The sequence below is a fragment of the Insolitispirillum peregrinum genome, assembly GCF_900156605.1.
Classification (GTDB): Bacteria; Pseudomonadota; Alphaproteobacteria; order Rhodospirillales; family Rhodospirillaceae; genus Insolitispirillum; species Insolitispirillum peregrinum.
Map to the genome: position 1 here is coordinate 270,742 of NZ_FTOA01000001.1, position 17,587 is coordinate 288,328.

Below are 17,587 nucleotides of genomic sequence, written 5' to 3' on the forward strand. Positions count from 1 at the left end.
GGTGTGGACTTTGGCACCCAAGCCCCTCACCATACCACCGGAGCACGAAGGGTACCGCGGCATGGCGTTACCCTTATCGCGGGAGGAAGAGAGAGTCTCGATGGCTGATCAGCAGAATTCCAAGCAAGCGACCCCCAATGCCGACCATCACCCGGACATGAAAATCCCCGATCCGGCCGAAGTCTCCAAGGCGATGGCCAATATCGCCGAGCGCAGCCAGCGTCTGGTCAGCGATTTTCTGGCCCGTCAGGCCGAACATCCCGAACCGGCCCCGACCGATCTGGACCCGATGCACGTCGGCAAAGCCTTTATGGAAATGACGGCCCGCCTGATGGCGAACCCCGCCCGTCTGGTCGAGGCGCAGGTGTCGCTGTGGCAGGATTACATGAACCTGTGGCAGAACACCGCCCGCCGCATGTTCGGTGAAGAAACCTCGCCGGTGATTGTCCCCGACAAGACCGACCGCCGGTTCAAGGATGACGCCTGGCACGAAAACGAAGTCTTTGACTTCATCAAGCAGTCCTATCTGCTGACCAGCCGCTGGCTGACCAACGTCGCCAACGACGTCGAAGGTCTCGACACCAAGGACGCAAAGAAGGTCGAGTTCTATACCCGCCAGTTCATCGACGCCATGGCACCGTCGAACTTCCTGTTCACCAACCCGGAAGTTCTGCGGGTTACCGTCGAAAGCGGCGGCGAAAACCTGCTAAAGGGTCTGGAACACCTGTTGTCCGATCTGGAGCGCGGCCATGGCCGCCTGCGGATTTCGATGACCAACGAAAGCGCGTTCGAAGTCGGCCGCAACATCGCCTCCACGCCGGGGTCGGTGGTCTACCAGAACGACATGATGCAGTTGATCCAGTACACCCCGACCACCGAAAAGGTGAAGTCGGTGCCGGTGATGATCGTGCCGCCGTGGATCAACAAGTTCTACATCCTTGACCTGCGGGAAAAGAACTCGCTGATCAAGTGGCTGGTCGATCAGGGCTATACCACCTTTGTCATCTCGTGGGTCAACCCGGATGAAACCCTGAAAGACAAGTCGTTCGACGACTACATGCTGGAAGGCACTCTGGCTGGCATCAATGCCATTCAGGACGCCACCGGTGCCAGCAAGGTCAACGCCATCGGCTATTGTCTGGGCGGCACCTTGCTCGCCTCCACCGCAGCCTACCTCAAGGCGACGGGTCAGGATCGCCTGAACTCGGCCACCTTCCTCACCACCCTGACCGACTTCAGCGAGCCGGGCGAACTGGGGGTGTTCATCGACGAAGAGCAGCTCGATGCCCTCGACGAGCGGATGCAAAAGGCCGGGTATCTGGATGGCGGCGACATGGCCACCACCTTTAACATGCTGCGCGCCAACGACCTGATCTGGTCGTTCGTCGTCAACAACTACCTGCTGGGCAAGGAGCCGTTCCCGTTCGACCTGCTGTACTGGAATGGTGACTCGACCCGCATGCCCGCCGCCATGCACAGCTTCTACCTGCACAAGATGTATCAGGAAAACAAGCTGATCCAACCCGGTGGCGTGGTGTTGCAGGGCGTGCCGCTTGATCTCGGCAAGGTCGATATTCCGGTCTACATGCTGTCGTGCCGCGAAGACCATATTGCCCCGTGGACCTCGACCTTTGCCGCCACCAACATCTACAGCGGCAAGGTGAAGTTTGTGCTGTCGGCTTCGGGCCACATTGCCGGGGTGGTCAATCCGCCGGTCGCCAACAAGTATTGCTACTGGACCAACAACCGCAAGGTCAAATCCCCCGATGCCTGGCTGAAGGGGGCCCAACAGCACGAAGGTAGCTGGTGGACCGACTGGAATGAATGGTGCGCCCCGCTGTCCGGCCCGGACGTTCCGGCCCTGCAGCCCGGTTCCGGCAAGCTGCCGGTTCTGGAGGCAGCTCCTGGTTCCTACGTCAAAATCCGGGCCGTCTGACACATCCCGGCATTGCGATCAAAAGAAACACCGGCAGGGCGTCCTTGCCGGTGCTTCTTTTTAGAGCAGCGTGCGTTACACGACAGTAGAAAAACAGGATCATGGAGCGCTGCTCCACACCTCGCTGGGGCCAGTCGGCCCCAGACCCCATTCCTTTGAATTCAAAGAAAAAGTGGGGGTTCGGGGGCATCACCTCCGAATGGGTATGGGCGGTAGCCCATTCTCCTGCGTGGACTGGCACGTACTGTGGCGTCAGTTTAGGCGCAGATCACATTGCGGCAATCAGGTGATCCGGCCCTTCGCGCAGCGCACGGGCAATGATCCGCAGCCCTTCCTCGGTCCGGCGCAGTGTGGTCATCGCCCCGACACAGACGCGGATGGCCGGGGTCGGTCGCTGCTTGCCGACAGCAAAGGTTTCAGCAGGCATCACGATCACCCCCATCCGCTGAAGCTGGTCGGCAAAGGCATCAGCCCGCCAGTGTTCCGGCAAGCGGATCCACAGGTGATAACTGGAACGATCATTATCAGCCACATGATCCCCCAGTATCGCTTCCACCATTTTCCAGCGCACCCGCACATCCTGTTGCAGTTTGCCGACAATCTCGTCAGCAAAGCCACTGTCGATCCAGCGCCGCGCCACTTCGCCCATCAACGGCGGAGCCATCCAGCAACTGGCCCGCAGCGCCACCTGAAAGCGGTCAATGATCGCCAGCGGGGCGCAGACCCAGCCCAGCCGCAGCCCCGGAGCCATGCTCTTTGAAGAGCTGGTCAGGTAAATGCCGTGCCGGGGCAGCCAGCTCACCAGCGGCGGGGGACGATCCTGCGGCATCAAGCCATACACATCGTCCTCGATGACGAACATCTCGGCGCGCTCCGCAATCGCTGCCAATGCCCGCCGCCGTCCTTCGGACATGGTGGCGCTGGTGGGGTTTTGCAGCGTTGGCATGGTGTACAGGGCGCGGGGCGCATGCTGGCGAATGGCGTCCTCCAGCGCATCGGGCAAAATCCCCTCGCCATCACAGGCTACCGGTGCCAGCTTGATGTCCCACTGCCCCGCCAGAGCCTTCATGCCGGGGTAGGTCAACGGCTCGGTCAACACCGTATCGCCGGGGCGACACAGCGCACTGATGGATGTCTCCATCGCGTGCTGCCCGCCACAGGTTACCGCGATTTGTTCAGGGCGAGCCGTCAGGCCCACCCGCTTCAACCAGCGGGCTCCCGCTGCCCGGTGTTCGGGAACACCCAGACTGTGCTGGTAGGTCAGCATCTGCCCCAGACCATTCGACCGGCTGATTTCGGCCAGCGTTTCGGCAAAGGCCTGCTCCTGCCCCAGCAATGGCGGAAAATTGAGGCTGAGATTGATCGGCCCGCTTTCGGAAAATTCTTCCAGCGGCGGCAAGTGGAACCGGCGAACCGCGCTGGGGTTCTCGTCGGTATCCGGCGGACGGACAAACGTCCCGCGACCGACTTCACCGTCGATCAGGTCGCGGCGGCGCGCTTCCTGATAGGCGCGCGTGACAGTGGCCACGGTCACCCCCAGCGCCCAGGCCAGATCGCGGTGGGTCGGCAGGCGGTCGCCGGGTTTCAGCGAGCCGTCAGCAATGGCATCGGCCACCGCGTCAGCGATGGCTCGATAGGTGGGGCCAGAGCGGCCTTCGAGGGAGGGGGTCCATATTGTCATGGTGACAATGTTACTGTTGACCAGGACAATCGGTCAAGACACTCTGCGATTAGGACAACAATTTTCCCCGAGGGGGCCATCATGCAGAATTGTACTAGGACAATCCAGTCGTCATCCTTCCTCACACCCAGCGAAATGATCGTCGCCGGCCTGCGGCTGTTGATGTCGGGTCTGTCCCTGTGGCTGGTGGCAACCTGCGACCGTCTGCTCGACCGGTTGGACCGCCATCGCCAGATTCGTCAGCTTCACAGTTGGGACGACCGGATGCTAAGGGATATCGGCATCAGCCGGTGTGATCTTGATCGCCTTTCCGTTATCCCCACATCCCCCTCACAGGAGAACCGCCATGAGCCCCGTTCCTGACAGCGCCCAGCCTTTGACTGTCCCCCTCTATCAGGTGGATGCCTTTACCAACGTGGCCCTGAAGGGCAATCAAGCGGCGGTGATGCCCCTGAATGCCTGGCTGCCTGACGACAAACTGGCCGCCATTGCCGCTGAAAACAATCTGGCTGAAACGGCCTTTCTGGTTGCAGAACCGGCGGGTGGTGAGGCTGATTATGAGATCCGCTGGTTCACTCCGTCGTGCGAAGTGCCCCTGTGTGGTCACGCCACACTGGCCAGCGCCCATGTGATCTTTCAGCACCTCACCCCTCAGCGGGATACGGTGGTGTTTCGTACCCGCCAGCGCGGTCTGTTGACTGTCCGGCAAGGGGATGACGACCTGTTGGTGATGGACTTTCCCACCAGCAAACTGCGCCCGATGATCATCCCCGAGGCTCTCGACGCGGTGCTTCGATCGCCAGTGCTGGAGGTCATGCGGTACGACGGTGATGACCTGTTTGTTGTGCTCGACAGTCCGGCCCGGGTCAAGGCTCTGGCCCCGCAGCTGACCGCCTTTGCCGAGGTGAAGGCGCGTGGGATTATTGTCACCGCCGAAGCCAACCGTGATCAGGATGGTTGTGACTTTGTGTGCCGGTATTTTGCCCCGGGCTGGGGAATTGATGAAGACCCCGTGACCGGCTCAATCCACACCGCGCTGGTGCCGTTCTGGGCCAGGCGGTTGGGGCGCGACAGCCTGATATCCCGTCAGGTCTCGCGCCGGGGCGGCACCCTGTATTGCCGTGCACTGGGGGATCGTACAGAAATCGCCGGTCACAGTGTTCTGTATCTCAGTGGGCAGGTTTATCTGTAAGCCGAATGCCTCACTGGATACGGCAGTTGAAAGAAAAGTGCAGGCTGCCGCCTGACCCGCTCGGGGCCTGAGGCCCCGAACCCCCATTTTTCTTTCAATATCAAGTTAATGGGGTCTGGGGCCTTAAGGCCCCAGCGGGGTTTGGAGCAGCGCTCCATGATCCTGTTTTCTGTTTGTCGTGTGCTGAGGATCCACTTTTCGCACAATGCTCTGGAAAATAGGGGTTCTGGGGAGTTTTTCCCAGAAAATGCTTCAGGACAGGGCTTTGTTCGCCCTCAGGCTGGCCTGAATGAGCCGTTCGAGGCTATCGAGGAAGCGGACCCGATCCTGACGGTTATAACTGGCCGGTCCGCCGGTGATTTCTCCGGTTTCGCGCAAGTGCGCCATCAGGTCGCGCATTGCCAGGGCATTGCCGACAGATTGCTGGGTGATCAGGCTGCCATCGGGGCGGATCACATGGGCCTCACGTTCCAGACAGTGGGCGGCCAGCGGAATGTCGTTGGTGATGCAGATATCCTCGCGCTGGATGGCTTCGGCGATCCATTTGTCGGCGGCATCCGGTTCGGGCGGCACGACTACGCGGTGGATGAGGGGGTTTTGTTCACCCCGTTGCCAGCGGTTGCTGACAATATAGACTGCTATGCGGTGTCGCAGCGCAGCCTTCACCGTTTCCTCTTTGACGGGGCAGGCGTCTGCGTCGATATAGATCGTCGTCATTAGTCTGCCCCGTCGCGGAGCTGTATTACAGCGTCTTCAGGTCGCAGGCAGAGGTCTTGCCGTTACGACCGCGTTCCAGGTCGTAGGACACCTTCTGACCTTCGTTCAGACCGGCCAGACCGGCCTTCTGCACGGCGGTGATGTGCACGAACACGTCGGCCGAGCCGTCATCCGGCTGAATGAAGCCATAACCCTTGGTGGTGTTGAACCATTTCACGGTGCCAGTGGTCATGTGGACTCCTCATAACTGGCGTTGCCTGTCGTCGGAATGCTCGACAGGCATCGAAACGAATTGGGGGGAGACCAGTCAATTCCGGCGTCCTGTATGAAACAACAGACATTCCATAAAGGGAAAGGCCACCGTATCGGGACATGGGGGGTGAGCGTGGACGTACCCAAAGCTTATTCGACGATCCGAAGATGAAGAGGTTTGCGTACAATTGCAAGCCCAAAGCGGCAGGAAAGAAATGATGGAGACGGTTTTTTGCAGCACTGTGGCGGATGCGAAAAGTCAAAATGCGACGCGCCCGCACCGGGGGCGGCCTGGAATTGAATTACCCTTGTGTACCCTGACTGTCGAGCAATCAAGGATGGCTGCTGGTCGATGAAAACACGCCATCAGGCCATCAGCTAGACTGTTCCGGGTGCGATGGGCACATGCCCGGGTGTGGTCGAGGCCGGGGCTAACAGGATGTCGCAGACGCTTTTGCCTGTGGGAGTGCTGTGGCGCTGCGGTAACAGCGGCGGCCGGCATTCTTGGCGGCGTACATCGCATGGTCGGCTGCCATCAACAGGGCTTCGCCGCCGTTGGCATGGATGGGGTAGAGGGCGATGCCGATGCTGGCGCCGACCTGTGCGCTGATACCGTTCAGAACGAACGGCCGGGCGAGGGTATCCAGCACCTTTTGCGCGATGATGGCGGCATCCTGCTGCGACGCGGTGTTCAGGCTGAGGATGACGAATTCGTCCCCGCCCAGACGGGCGACAGTATCGCTTTCGCGCACGCAGTCACGCAGGCGTTCGGCCACTCCTTGCAGCAGCAGGTCACCGATCAGGTGGCCGTGGGTATCATTGATCGGTTTAAAGCCGTCGAGGTCGATAAACAGCAGGGCCAGTCCGCTGTCATCACGGCTGGCCTTGGAGATGGCCTGTTCCAGTCGGTCGTGCAGCAAAGCCCGGTTCGGCAGGCCGGTCAGCGCGTCGTGGCTGGCGGTGTGGCGCAGCTTTTCACTGGCTTCCTTCTCACGGGTGATGTCGCTGAACACCCCGACGTAATTGGTGATCTGCCCCTGACGGTTGCGAATGCACGAAATGGTCACGCGCTGTACATAGGCAGCCCCGTCGGCGCGACGGTTCCAGACTTCACCGCGCCAGTGGCCGTTGACCGCCAGCGTTGACCACATTTCCGTATAAAAGGCCTGATCGTGTCGCCCGGATGACAGGATGTGCGGGTCTTGCCCCATCGCCTGATCGCGGCCATAGCCGGTGATCTCGGTGAAGGCCGGATTGACGGCAACGATTTTCTTGTTGGCATCGGTGATCATCATTGCTTCGGCGGTGGTCTCGAACACCGTTTGTGCCAGCTGCAATTCCTGTTCACGCAATTTGCGCAGTGAAATGTCGCGCAGAATGACCTGTGCCCGGCGTTCTCCGCCGACTGTGATCGGGGCGACGCGCATTTCAACCGATAGAGGGCTGCTGCTGTGGCTGAGCAGGGTCAGCTCGATATCCTGATGTGACCGGCCTTCGGACAGGCAACTGATGATGGTGCTGACGGCCTGCGCACCATCGGGGCCAAGGAACAGCTCGGTGGGGGGCAAGCCTTCCAGGTTCTGTCGCCGGGGACTGTCGAACAGGGCCTGTGCTGCCGGATTGACAAAGGTGATGCTTTGCCCGGTGGCGATGATGATCGCATCCGGTGACATCTGGACCAGCGTGCGGAACCGTTCTTCGCTTTCCTTGATCTGCCGCTCGGTTTCATGGCGCTGAATGGCATAGCGCAACATGCGAACCAGCAGAAAGGGGTCGGTAAAGCCCTTGAGAACAAAGTCCTGGCAGCCCCGCTGCACGGCGGTGATGCCCATGGCGGAATCGTTCAGGCCGGTCATGACGACCACCGGACGGTTTGGAAACAGGTCGAGAACAGCGCCGATGGTCTCGAGGCCCTGGGTGTCGGGCAGGCCGAGATCGGTGACAATCAGGGAAAAGGGGGTCTGAACGCCATCGCGCTTGCTGCGGGCTTCCTGCATTGATCGCGCCCAGACGATCGTCAGGTTGTCGCCAGCCTCATGCACCATCTCTTCGAAGATACGGGCGTCGGCACCATTATCTTCGATGAGCAGAACGGAGAGGGGCTCGCCAGCAGAAACCACGGCCAAAATCCTTTCCTGTGTATCATGGAGCATAATGCAGTTTATTTTTGTCTTGGAGTACCATATTTTCTTTTGCATTGGCAATGTCCATGGCGTTGTTTCCCTGAGCAGAACGATCAGGCTAAAAGAGTGTTCAGAAAAGAATAGGGCGCTCTGTTCTTTTGAATTTGATCTGGCAAGACAGAACATGTTTGCGCCTGCTGTCTGAAACGAAGGGGACTCTGCACTGTGGGCGATGTTACAAAAAATACGTCTTTCACCGGGCAGGGGCACATGCTGCACTCCCTTGGGCGTGGTGCCGCGATTGTCGTGCTGTACATTTTGGTTGCACAGCTGGGTCTGCTGTTTTCCTTTATTGATGGCAATGTATCCCCGATCTGGTTACCGTCGGGAGTGTCGGTTCTTGCCCTGCTGGTTTTTGGGCGCCGCGTTTTATGGGCCTGTTGGCTGGCGAATGTGGTGGTGTCGGTTGGTGGTGGCATGTCGTTGCCTGTGGCATTGGTGTTTGCCTGCGGGAACTGTGTCGAATATCTGCTGGCGGCATTCCTGTTGCAGCGCTTTGCACCGCGTTTGGAACACTTCGGCTCCCTGCGGGATGTCGGCGTATTGCTGCTGGCCGGGGGTGTTGCCCCGATCCCGGCCGCCCTGTGTGCGACCACGACGTTGGTCCTTGTCAATATCGCCCCTGTGCAGGTTTCTCCCTTTGTGGCGCTGACCTGGTGGGCGGGGGATGCTGTTGGGATTTTGATCCTGGTGCCGTCGGTGCTGGTCTGGTACCGCCTGCGTGAAAAACGGGCCTTGCAGAGTAGGGTGTCCGTCGCGGCCCTGAGCTGGTATGGCGGGGGAAGCCTTGCCTTGGCGATGCTGGTGTTTTCTGACCCGTTGTCGCTGGCAGAGCACGGAATGGTTCTGGTCTATGCCCTGTTTCTGCTCGTCATGTGGGGGGCGCTGCGGCTGGGGATTTTAGGGGCAACCCTGGGGGTTCTGGCGGTGGTGATGCCGGCAGTGGTTCTCACCGCCGCCGGGCACGGCCCGTTTGTTCGGCACGAGCTGAATGATACCATCCTGCTGTTGATGGGATTCATGGTGGTCTCGCTGATCATGGCTTTGGCGTTGTCGGCGGTGCTGATCGAACGGGATACCGCTGCAGAACAAGCCCGCGTGCTGTCAAAGGCGGTCGAGCAGTCAGCATCAGCGGTGATCATCACCAATCCGGCTGGCCAGATCACCTATGTCAATCCGGCCTTCAGTGCGCTGACGGGGTATGAGAGTGCCGAGGCAATTGGTCAGAATCCCCGTTTTCTGAAAAGTGGTCATACGTCTGGCAATGAGTATGCCTCGCTCTGGAAGGCGATCATTGATGGCCGGAGCTGGCGGGGAGAATTCCTGAACATCTGTAAGGATCGTTCACTGGTGTGGGAGCAAATGACGATCTCGCCCCTGCGGGACGAAAATGGGCGGATCAGTCATTTTGTGTCCACCGCAGAGGATATCACGCAACGCAAAGTCAATGAGCGACACTTGCGGGATGCACTGGAGCGGGCCGAGCGGGCGCGGGCCGAACTGGAGCGGATCACCTTTGCCATCACGCACACCTTGCAGGAACCATTACGCTCCATTTCCGGCTTTGCGCAATTGCTGGAACGTCGCTACACTCCGGTCCTTGATGCGACTGCCCAGGGCTATCTGGGGCGGGTGGTCAATGCCACAGAGCGCATGTACCACCTGTTTCATGACCTGATGCATTACGTCATGGTCGATGATGGCAGTCCCCACCAGCCGGTCGGGCTGGAAACGGTGATCGGGAACGTGTGTGGTGCCTTGGGGGCCGATGCCGTTTCCGTGCGTGTTGCTGGTCCTTTGCCGGTGGTAATGGCTGCCGAGCGACAAATTCATCATGTTTTCGAACATATTCTCGGAAATAGTGTAAAATACAGGGATAGTGAACGGCCGTTGGAAATCATTGTCTCGGCCTGGCCGGTGGAAACAGAGGAAAGCCGAATACGGAAAGCCAATGGCTTGCCTGCCAGTGCTGCGGAGTATTGGGAGCTGTCGATTCAGGATAACGGCATCGGTATCGACCCTGTGTTTCAGCCGAAGTTGTTCATGCTGTTTTCCCGTCTGCATACGATTGATGACTATGACGGGACAGGTGTTGGACTGGCTTATTGTCGCCGGGTGATCGAACGGCATGGTGGTCGGGTCTGGATTGAGTCTCGGTTGGGGGTTGGGACGACGGTGCACCTGACCTTGCCCCTGACCCTGCCAGCGCAAAAATCAGAGGTGGAGGAACGGTGATGCAGCGGGTACAGCCTTTGATCCTGATGATTGACGACAACATCGCCGATATCGAACTGACCCGCGAGGCGTTGCGCGAGGTTGATTTCCGGATCGAGCTGGAAAGCGTGCGGGATGGCTTTGACGCTTTGGCATACCTGCGACGGCAGGGGCATTATGCCAACAGCCGTCGGCCAAACCTGATTTTCATGGACCTGAACATGCCACGCATGGATGGGCGTGAAACACTGCTGATGCTCAAGGCGCAGGATGATATCTGTGATATCCCGGTGATTGTTTTCAGCACCTCGGAATCTCCGTTCGATGTGCGGGAAAGTTACCGGAACCACGCGGCCGCCTTTGTTACCAAGCCGGTCACCATCGAGGAATTGATTGAAAAGTTGCGAGCCATTCATACCTTGTGGCTAACCGGTTCGGCAGTGCAGTCCTTGCAACACCTGACAGGTGTGATGGGCTATTAGAGCATTTTCAAGTTGACCGTCTCCGGTCAACAGCTCGGAAAATGCGGCACTAAAAGGGAAGAGCGTTTTCGCTCGGTGTGAAAACGCTCTAAAAGTCAGGCTTGGTTGCGGACCGGATTTGCGCATCATCACTGCGGCAAATCAAAAGATCAGACTCCAGGGTGCCGTCAGGAAAGGACGCCATGCAGCGTGAGACAGAAGCGGGCGGTGGGCCGCCTGACAGGCAGACCCGGAACGTGACGACCCGGACATGGGCAGTGTACGGGGTCATTTGTGTGATCGGGCTGGCCTTGATCGGGGGCGTTGCCTTTTGGTGGCAGCATAATGAAGCCGAGATGCCTCTGGAGCAGGGGCATCGCCAGTTGCTGGAGGGGCGGGATGTTCTGGTCGCCTTGAACCAGCTCGGCTATGAAGTTCGGGGTTTGGGTCTGGCGTTGGCTCTGGCTGATGCAACGGCCGGGGCAGACGGGCTGGAACCTGCGGCGCGGGGGATCACGCAGAGCCTGCTGCTGATCGATCAGACCCTGCCGTTATTGAAAAGAAACTTCCCGGAGATTGTTCCCGGTATCGGTGACATTCAGGCGTCGCTGATGGCCTACCGCGAGCTGGTGGCCGGGGTGTCACCCGGTCATGTCGTGACCGATGCCCAAAAGGACCGCCTGAAAAAAGCACGCCTCAGCCTCGCCGGATGGGAGCCTTTGCTGGCTGGCTTTCACCAGTCTGCCGAGCAGGTCTTGCAGGGGTTTGTTGAGGATCACCAACAGCAGGAAAATCGTGTCTGGAGCGGATTCCTGCTGGCTTTGGCCGGTGTGGTTGCAGGCTTTCTGCTGGTCCTGTTCATGTGGCAGCGTCGTTTGAACAAAAACCAGCTGTACCCCTTTTATGAGCAACTGTTTCAGGGAAGCTATGCCATCGAGCTGCTGCTTGATCCGCAGGATGGCTCCATTCTGGATGCGAACCCGGCCGCCGTTGCCTTTTATGGCTGGGACTTGCAAGCTTTGCGGACGATGAACATTCAGGATGTTAACTGTCTGTCGAAAGATGAAATTGCCCGTGAAATGGCTTTGGCACGGCAAGAGCAGCGCAATCATTTCCATTTCCGCCATCGTCTGGCCAACGGCGAAATCCGCGATGTCGAAGTGTGGTCTACACCGTTTACGGTCGAAGGACGGGCGATTCTCAGCTCGATCATTCACGATGTCACCCAGCACCGGGTGGCCGAGCGTGATCTGGAACGGTCGCGCCAGCGATACCGCGATGTGGTCGAGGCTTCGGTGCAGGGGTTCTGGTTTGTCGCGCCAAGGAGCGGTCTGGTGCTGGACGTCAATCAGGCTCTGTGCGAGCTGTTGGGGTGCCCGCGTGAAGACATTCTGGGCAAATCCTTCATCAGTTTTGTTCACCCCGAAGACCAGTCGGGGGTGCGCGAGCGTTTTTCGCTGGCCGATAAAACAAAGCATCGTGTTTATGATGTCCGACTGAAGACAGCGGCGGGAGATATTCGCCATACCCGTTTCCATGCGACGTCGCTGTGGTCAGAGGAGCACGAACTGACCGGTTCCTATGCCTTTGTTGACGATATTACCGAACGCAAGAAGGCGCGTGAGGCGTTGCAGGACAGTCAGCAACATTTGGCGATTGTTATCGAGGCCGGGCAGATCGGGGTGTGGGAGTATTACCCGGCCAGCAATGAAATGTGGTTTTCGCCGGAATGGAAAGCGCAGCTGGGCTATCTGGACCACGAATTCCCCAATACCCGGCAGGCGTGGGACGGCGCTGTTCTTCCCGAAGATGGTGCTCTGGCGTTGCAAAGCCTGACGTCGCTGGCAGACCGGGGCAATCAGGACAAGACGATCGAGCTGTCGTTGCGCTATCGTCATCGCGATGGGCATCTGGTCTATGCCCGCTGTTGTGCGCGGGCTGTTTATGATGCTCAAGGGGCCGTCGAACGCTTTATTGCGGCCCATCTGGACCTGACATCGCAATTTGAAAACCAGGAAATGCTGGCCCGGATCAATGCCCAGACGGCGTTGATTCTTGACAGTGCCAGCAACGGGGTGCTGGGCGTTGATGACAGCGGACGGGTGACGCTGGTCAACGGGGTTGGTCAGCAGATGCTGGGGATGATGGCGCAGGACGTCATCGGGCGCCCGGTGGATCAGGTCCTGCGTTTGACGGATCGCATGGGGCGGGCTCTGGCGATGCGGGGCAACGAAGGGGATGCTGCCTGCCCGGTGTCTTTCGTTTTACGGACCGGCGAGGCACTGTCCGCTGTCGAAGCGCTGCTGTGGGATGCGCAGACCACCCAGTTGCGGGCGGTTGAGCTGGGTGTAGCGCCGCTGCGCTGGCAGGGGCAAATCTCGGGCGCGGTGGTCAGTCTGTATGACGTCAGCAGCCTGCAGCAACAGCGGCAGGATCTGGAGCGGTCAAACAACGATCTGGAGCAGTTTGCTTACGTTGCTTCGCATGACCTGCAAGAGCCGTTGCGAACCATCACCAGCTATCTGACGCTGTTGCGGCGGCGGTATTCTCCGTTGCTGGACGAAGACGGTCAGACTTTTATTGCAACGGCCGTTGACGGGGCGTACCGCATGAGCACCATGATCCGTGACCTGCTGGAATATTCCCGCGTTGGGCGGAAAGGGGTGGAAATGGTCCCGTTGGACCTGACGCACATTACCCGCGAAGCGGTGGACAATTTACGGATCGCCATCGAAGACGTCGGAGCCGACGTGGCGATTCAGTCAGACATGCCGCTGGTCATGGCCGACCGGGGCCAGTTGGTCAGTTTGCTGCAAAACCTGGTGGGAAATGCCATCAAGTATCGTGATCCTGCGCGACCGGTTCAGGTCTGGGTGCGTGCGATCACCGATGGATCGCAGGGGTGCAGGGTCGAGGTGGAAGACCGTGGCATCGGGATCGAAGACAGCTATTTTGAACGGATCTTCCAGCCTTTCCAGCGTCTGCACACCCGGGAAAAATACGAAGGAAACGGTATTGGGCTGGCCATTTGCCGTAAAATTGCCCGGCTGCATGGCGGTGACTTGACGGTTTCTTCCGAGCCGGGTAAGGGGAGCATCTTTACGTTTACCCTGGCGCTGGCCTCTGCCCCATCGCCGCAGATGCCTCCCCCGGCGAAAGAGAGCGAGCTGTGACCCCTGACTGGTCAGACAAGGCACTTCAGGACCGCGTGCTGTACCGTGACCGGCTGATCATGGTGATCAACAAGCCTGCCGGGTTACCTGTGCATCCCGGTCCCGGAGGTGGTCCAACGGTTGAGGACTGGTTTCCGCGCCTCTGCTTTGAGCACCCGCGGCCTCCGGCTTTGGCCCACCGGCTTGACCGTGATACGGCGGGCTGCCTTGCTCTGGGGCGCAGCCAAAAGGGTCTGAGCCGTCTGGGCAAACTGTTTGAGCAACGCAAAATCCAGAAAGTGTATTGGGCGGTTGTGCAGGGCGTTCCGGCTGAAGACAGCGGTATCGTTGACCTGCCGTTGGCCAAGGTCAACGGCCAGCGGGGCTGGAAAATGAAGGCTGATCGTCAGACAGGCCAACCGGCGGTGACCGAATGGCGCCTGTTGGGGCACAACGAACGGCGAACCCTGAGCTGGCTGGAATGTCGTCCGCAAACGGGACGGACGCACCAGATTCGTGTGCATTGCCAGATCATGGGGCTGCCGCTGGTGGGGGACCCGGTCTATGGCCCGGCCAGCGGAGACGAGGCTCCCCCGATGATGCATCTGCTGGCGCGATCCCTGACCATCCCGCTGTACAGCGACAAGCCTCCGGTCATGGCCGAGGCTCCGGTACCGTCCCACATGCAGCAGGCACTGGCGGCCTGTGGCTGGCAAAAATAACCCTGTCCGTTCAGGACGCGGACACCGGCGAGGAAACCCGTTTGGCGCAGGGATCGTCTACGACAGGGGCATCGTGCGGTTCGTGGGTGACGACCAGCGGCGGCGCCCCTTGCAGCAGGCGCCGATCAACCCAGATGGTCAGCACCACGGCCACGGGCAGCAGCACGACCGCCTGAATCAGCATTTCGTACAAAGCGAAAGAGGGAAAAAACGCCCTGACGGTCGCGGCGACGCTGACCGTAACTGATTCCCATATCAGAATGAACAGGCCCGTATTCATCAACATCACCGGCTCCTGCAGGCTTTGCCCGTGCGATACAAAGGGGGGAGCTGTCATGCGATGCCCGCAGACGGCATGATGGCATCGCGGGGGCTTGGGCCATCATGCTGGATACATTGTAGGCATGAACAACCAGCCCCCACAATCAGACAAATAGGAGGGGGAAATGGACTTTTTATAAACAATGGGGGAACGGGCTTATGACAGAAGGCGTAAATCCATATTTTTCTTAGGATTGTGAAAAAGTATAGATGGATATATGCCATTGTAATTTTATCAGCGCTTGCTATCTCTCTTTTCATCATGAGTGCGTCATATTGTATTGCATTGCATTATTTTTTTGTTTTATAAAAATTACATCAATTTGATACTATTGCTAACATCTTCAGATTGCAGTGGAAATGATCGACCTGCTTTGGTTTGCAGGCGGGTGCACGCAACGCGCCTGCAACAGGCCGTGCGATACGCTTGAAACCACCATATGCCTGAAACAATGACAAAAGGGGATGCTGATGTTTATTGCGATGAATCGGTTCCGTATTCGCAAAGGCTGCGGACTGGATTTTGAGGCGATCTGGGACAAGCGCGAAAGCAACCTGCCCGAAGTGCCTGGGTTTATCGAATTCCATCTGGTCCGTGGCCCGGAATACGAAGACCATATCCTGTATGCGACTCATGTCCTTTGGGACAGCCGGGCCTCGTTCGAGGCCTGGACACAGTCCGAAGCCTTCCGCCGCTCGCATGCTGGTGCGCGCAGCTCCCGCGATATCTATGTCGGCCCGCCGCAGTTCGAGGGCTTTGAAGTGCTCAGGGTTGAGAAGAAATAGAGTTTGTCAGGGAAAAGTGGGAACCGGTTTTCCCGCCCGGCAAACGGCAGGGAACACCAGTTTGTCAGGGAAAAGTGGGAACCGGTTCCGGGCGCTTTATACCGGCTGGTCCGCGCGTACTGCCTGTGCCAGTGCCAATTCCAGTCGAGCGGCATTCATCGGGACACAATACGCTGGCCTGCCACGTTCGAAGCGCCATCCTTCAGACAGAGGGCCCGCATCGACAGCATCAAAGCCAAAGGCGTCATAGAGGCTGAGGACGATGGCTTTGGCGTCGGTATCATCACCGGCAATCGGCAGGGCGCGGCGGTCAGATAAACCGCCGGGATGGCCGTCACTTTCGAGGTCGTTCATGGTGATGGCGTTGAAGGCCTTGATGATCCGGGAGTGAGGGAGATGCTGTGCCAGCAGTTCGCTGGTCGTGGTCGAACCCGTGTCGAGGGCGGGAATACTGCCATCCCGTTCCGGATAATAGTTATTCGTATCGATCACCACTTTACCTGCGAGGGGGGCGACAGGAACCGCCTGATAGGCGGCGAGGGGAATGGCCACTACAGTAATGTCCCCAAAGGCTGCTGCCTCCTCGACCGTCCCTGCCTCGCAGCCAATGCCATATTTGAGACTGAACAGCGTCTGGGGACCGCGCGAATTGCTCAGCATGACCTGATGCCCTGACCGAACAGCCAGTTTGCCGATGGCGCGACCAACACATCCTGCGCCGATAATGCCAATTTTCATCGTGTTTCTCCGTGGATGAGAGCCGTGAGCGCAAAAACGGAAACCGGTTTTTTGCAAAATCACTGCGATCAAACAAAAGGTTAGGCTGGCGTGTATGCGTCAGATCACAGGACACGACAGTTGGTGGGAAAGAATGGGTTACCGCCCAGACCCGTTTGGGGCCTGAAGGCCCCGGCTAGGTGTGGAGCAGCGCTTCACGTCCTTGTTTTTTAAGATGCAGCGGCAGTTTAATTGGCACTGTTTTCCGGATAAATTGGCTATATGGCACGACATTCCCAACTGTCAGGAGGCAATCATCGACAGACTCACCAGTATGGCCGTTTTCATCAAGGCTGCTGATCTGGGGTCGTTCGCGGCTGCCGCCGAGGCGATGGGCATGTCACCGCAAATGGTCGCCAAGCATGTGGTCTTTCTGGAAGACCGGCTGGGGACGACCTTGCTCCACCGGACCACGCGGCGGCAGAGCTTAACCGACGTCGGCAGGGCATATTATGAGCGCTGCAAGCACTTGCTTCTGGATGCCGAGGCCGCTGAATCCATTGCTCAGGACATGCGGTCGCAGCCCAGGGGCGTACTGCGGGTCAATGCGCCGGTGACATTCGGCACCTTTAGCCTCGCCCCGTTTGTGACACGCTACCTTGACCGATATCCCGACATGCGGATTGATTTGACCCTCAACGACCGCTTCGTTGATCCGCTGGAGGAGGGGTATGAGGTGCTGGTGAGGATCGGTGAGGTCGAGGATGCCGGGCTGGTCGCGCGCCCGCTGGCACCATACCGACTGATCACCTGTGCCTCTCCGGACTATCTGGCACGACGGGGTATACCGCAGACGCCAGCCGATCTGGAGCAGCACGAGTGCCTGGCCTATGCCTATGGGGGGACCTCGCTTCCCTGCCGCTGGGTGTTCACCCGTGGCGGGAAGAGTGAAGAAGTGCGCGCCAACGGGCGCATCCGCAGCAACGACTGGAAGGCGTTGCTGTACGCGGCACTGGCTGGCTATGGCATTACGTTGGGACCAAAGAGCGTGCTGGACAGTGAACTTGCCGCAGGGCGGCTGGTCCGGGTTCTGGCCGACTACGAAGGGCCCGCTCGCCCGATGCACGTCCTCTATCCGACCGGTCGACGTCCGACAGTCAAGATAAAGAGCTTTGTGGATGCTGTCGTTACGGAATTCGGGGGGCCTGAGCCGGAGCATTGCACGAAGACCGGTTTATGATCTTCGCGCAATG

The 17,587-nt window shown here is 59.0% G+C and carries 15 protein-coding genes; 9 read left to right on the plus strand and 6 right to left on the minus strand.

What is annotated here, in order from left to right; all coding sequences use genetic code 11:
- The first annotated feature begins 100 nt into the window (after positions 1–100).
- Positions 101–1,936, plus strand: coding sequence for a PHA/PHB synthase family protein (locus tag BW995_RS01110; RefSeq protein WP_076398162.1), 1,836 nt, complete (start codon positions 101–103; stop codon positions 1,934–1,936).
- A gap of 268 nt (positions 1,937–2,204) precedes the next feature.
- Here BW995_RS01110 and BW995_RS01115 read toward each other — a convergent pair whose 3' ends face one another.
- Entirely contained in the window at positions 2,205–3,617 is a 1,413-nt protein-coding gene (locus BW995_RS01115; RefSeq protein WP_076398164.1) for an aminotransferase-like domain-containing protein, read from the minus strand.
- 81 nt (positions 3,618–3,698) lie between these two features.
- Here BW995_RS01115 and BW995_RS01120 point away from each other — a divergent pair, with 81 nt between their 5' ends.
- Both BW995_RS01120 and BW995_RS01125 read left to right on the plus strand, forming a co-directional pair.
- Complete coding sequence (locus BW995_RS01120; RefSeq protein ID WP_076398166.1) at positions 3,699–3,980, plus strand: DUF1127 domain-containing protein; 282 nt, start codon at positions 3,699–3,701, stop codon at positions 3,978–3,980.
- Positions 3,964–4,809, plus strand: a complete 846-nt coding sequence (locus BW995_RS01125; RefSeq protein ID WP_076398167.1) for a PhzF family phenazine biosynthesis protein — start codon at positions 3,964–3,966, stop codon at positions 4,807–4,809. Before BW995_RS01120 ends, BW995_RS01125 begins: the two co-directional genes overlap by 17 nt.
- A 252-nt stretch (positions 4,810–5,061) precedes the next feature.
- Here the strand turns inward: BW995_RS01125 and BW995_RS01130 are convergent, their stop codons facing one another.
- From BW995_RS01130 to BW995_RS01140, 3 genes are all read right to left on the minus strand, one after another.
- A complete protein-coding gene (locus tag BW995_RS01130) occupies positions 5,062–5,526 on the minus strand; it encodes a YaiI/YqxD family protein (protein WP_076398169.1) in 465 nt (154 codons plus the stop codon).
- A gap of 25 nt (positions 5,527–5,551) precedes the next feature.
- Positions 5,552–5,758, minus strand: coding sequence for a cold-shock protein (locus BW995_RS01135; protein WP_076398170.1), 207 nt, complete (start codon positions 5,756–5,758; stop codon positions 5,552–5,554).
- Positions 5,759–6,209: 451 nt separating this feature from the next.
- Positions 6,210–7,898 (minus strand): diguanylate cyclase domain-containing protein, encoded by a 1,689-nt coding sequence (locus BW995_RS01140; protein ID WP_175616950.1) that lies wholly within the window; start codon positions 7,896–7,898, stop codon positions 6,210–6,212.
- Between the two features lie 273 nt (positions 7,899–8,171).
- Here BW995_RS01140 and BW995_RS01145 point away from each other — a divergent pair, with 273 nt between their 5' ends.
- The 4 genes from BW995_RS01145 to BW995_RS01160 all read left to right on the plus strand — a co-directional run bounded on the left by BW995_RS01145 (position 8,172) and on the right by BW995_RS01160 (position 14,510).
- Positions 8,172–10,196, plus strand: a complete 2,025-nt coding sequence (locus BW995_RS01145; RefSeq protein ID WP_076398173.1) for an MASE1 domain-containing protein — start codon at positions 8,172–8,174, stop codon at positions 10,194–10,196.
- Positions 10,196–10,657: a response regulator gene (locus tag BW995_RS01150; RefSeq protein WP_076398175.1), complete on the plus strand. Its 462-nt coding sequence runs from the start codon at positions 10,196–10,198 to the stop codon at positions 10,655–10,657. The genes BW995_RS01145 and BW995_RS01150 overlap by 1 nt, the downstream gene beginning before the upstream one ends.
- Before the next feature lie 182 nt (positions 10,658–10,839).
- Positions 10,840–13,809 (plus strand): PAS domain-containing sensor histidine kinase, encoded by a 2,970-nt coding sequence (locus tag BW995_RS01155; RefSeq protein ID WP_076398177.1) that lies wholly within the window; start codon positions 10,840–10,842, stop codon positions 13,807–13,809.
- A complete protein-coding gene (locus tag BW995_RS01160; protein WP_245821200.1) occupies positions 13,806–14,510 on the plus strand; it encodes an RluA family pseudouridine synthase in 705 nt (234 codons plus the stop codon). The genes BW995_RS01155 and BW995_RS01160 overlap by 4 nt, the downstream gene beginning before the upstream one ends.
- A 10-nt stretch (positions 14,511–14,520) precedes the next feature.
- On the opposite strand, the gene BW995_RS01165 is transcribed toward BW995_RS01160, so the two are convergent.
- Entirely contained in the window at positions 14,521–14,796 is a 276-nt protein-coding gene (locus BW995_RS01165; RefSeq protein WP_076398180.1) for a hypothetical protein, read from the minus strand.
- Between the two features lie 500 nt (positions 14,797–15,296).
- Between BW995_RS01165 and BW995_RS01170 the strand changes: the two genes are divergently transcribed.
- Positions 15,297–15,617: an antibiotic biosynthesis monooxygenase family protein gene (locus BW995_RS01170; RefSeq protein ID WP_322099103.1), complete on the plus strand. Its 321-nt coding sequence runs from the start codon at positions 15,297–15,299 to the stop codon at positions 15,615–15,617.
- 96 nt (positions 15,618–15,713) lie between these two features.
- Here BW995_RS01170 and BW995_RS01175 read toward each other — a convergent pair whose 3' ends face one another.
- A complete protein-coding gene (locus BW995_RS01175; RefSeq protein ID WP_076398182.1) occupies positions 15,714–16,355 on the minus strand; it encodes an NADPH-dependent F420 reductase in 642 nt (213 codons plus the stop codon).
- Between the two features lie 313 nt (positions 16,356–16,668).
- Here BW995_RS01175 and BW995_RS01180 point away from each other — a divergent pair, with 313 nt between their 5' ends.
- On the plus strand, positions 16,669–17,574 hold the full coding sequence (locus BW995_RS01180; RefSeq protein WP_245821202.1) for a LysR family transcriptional regulator: 906 nt from the start codon (positions 16,669–16,671) through the stop codon (positions 17,572–17,574).
- The last annotated feature ends 13 nt before the right edge of the window (positions 17,575–17,587 follow it).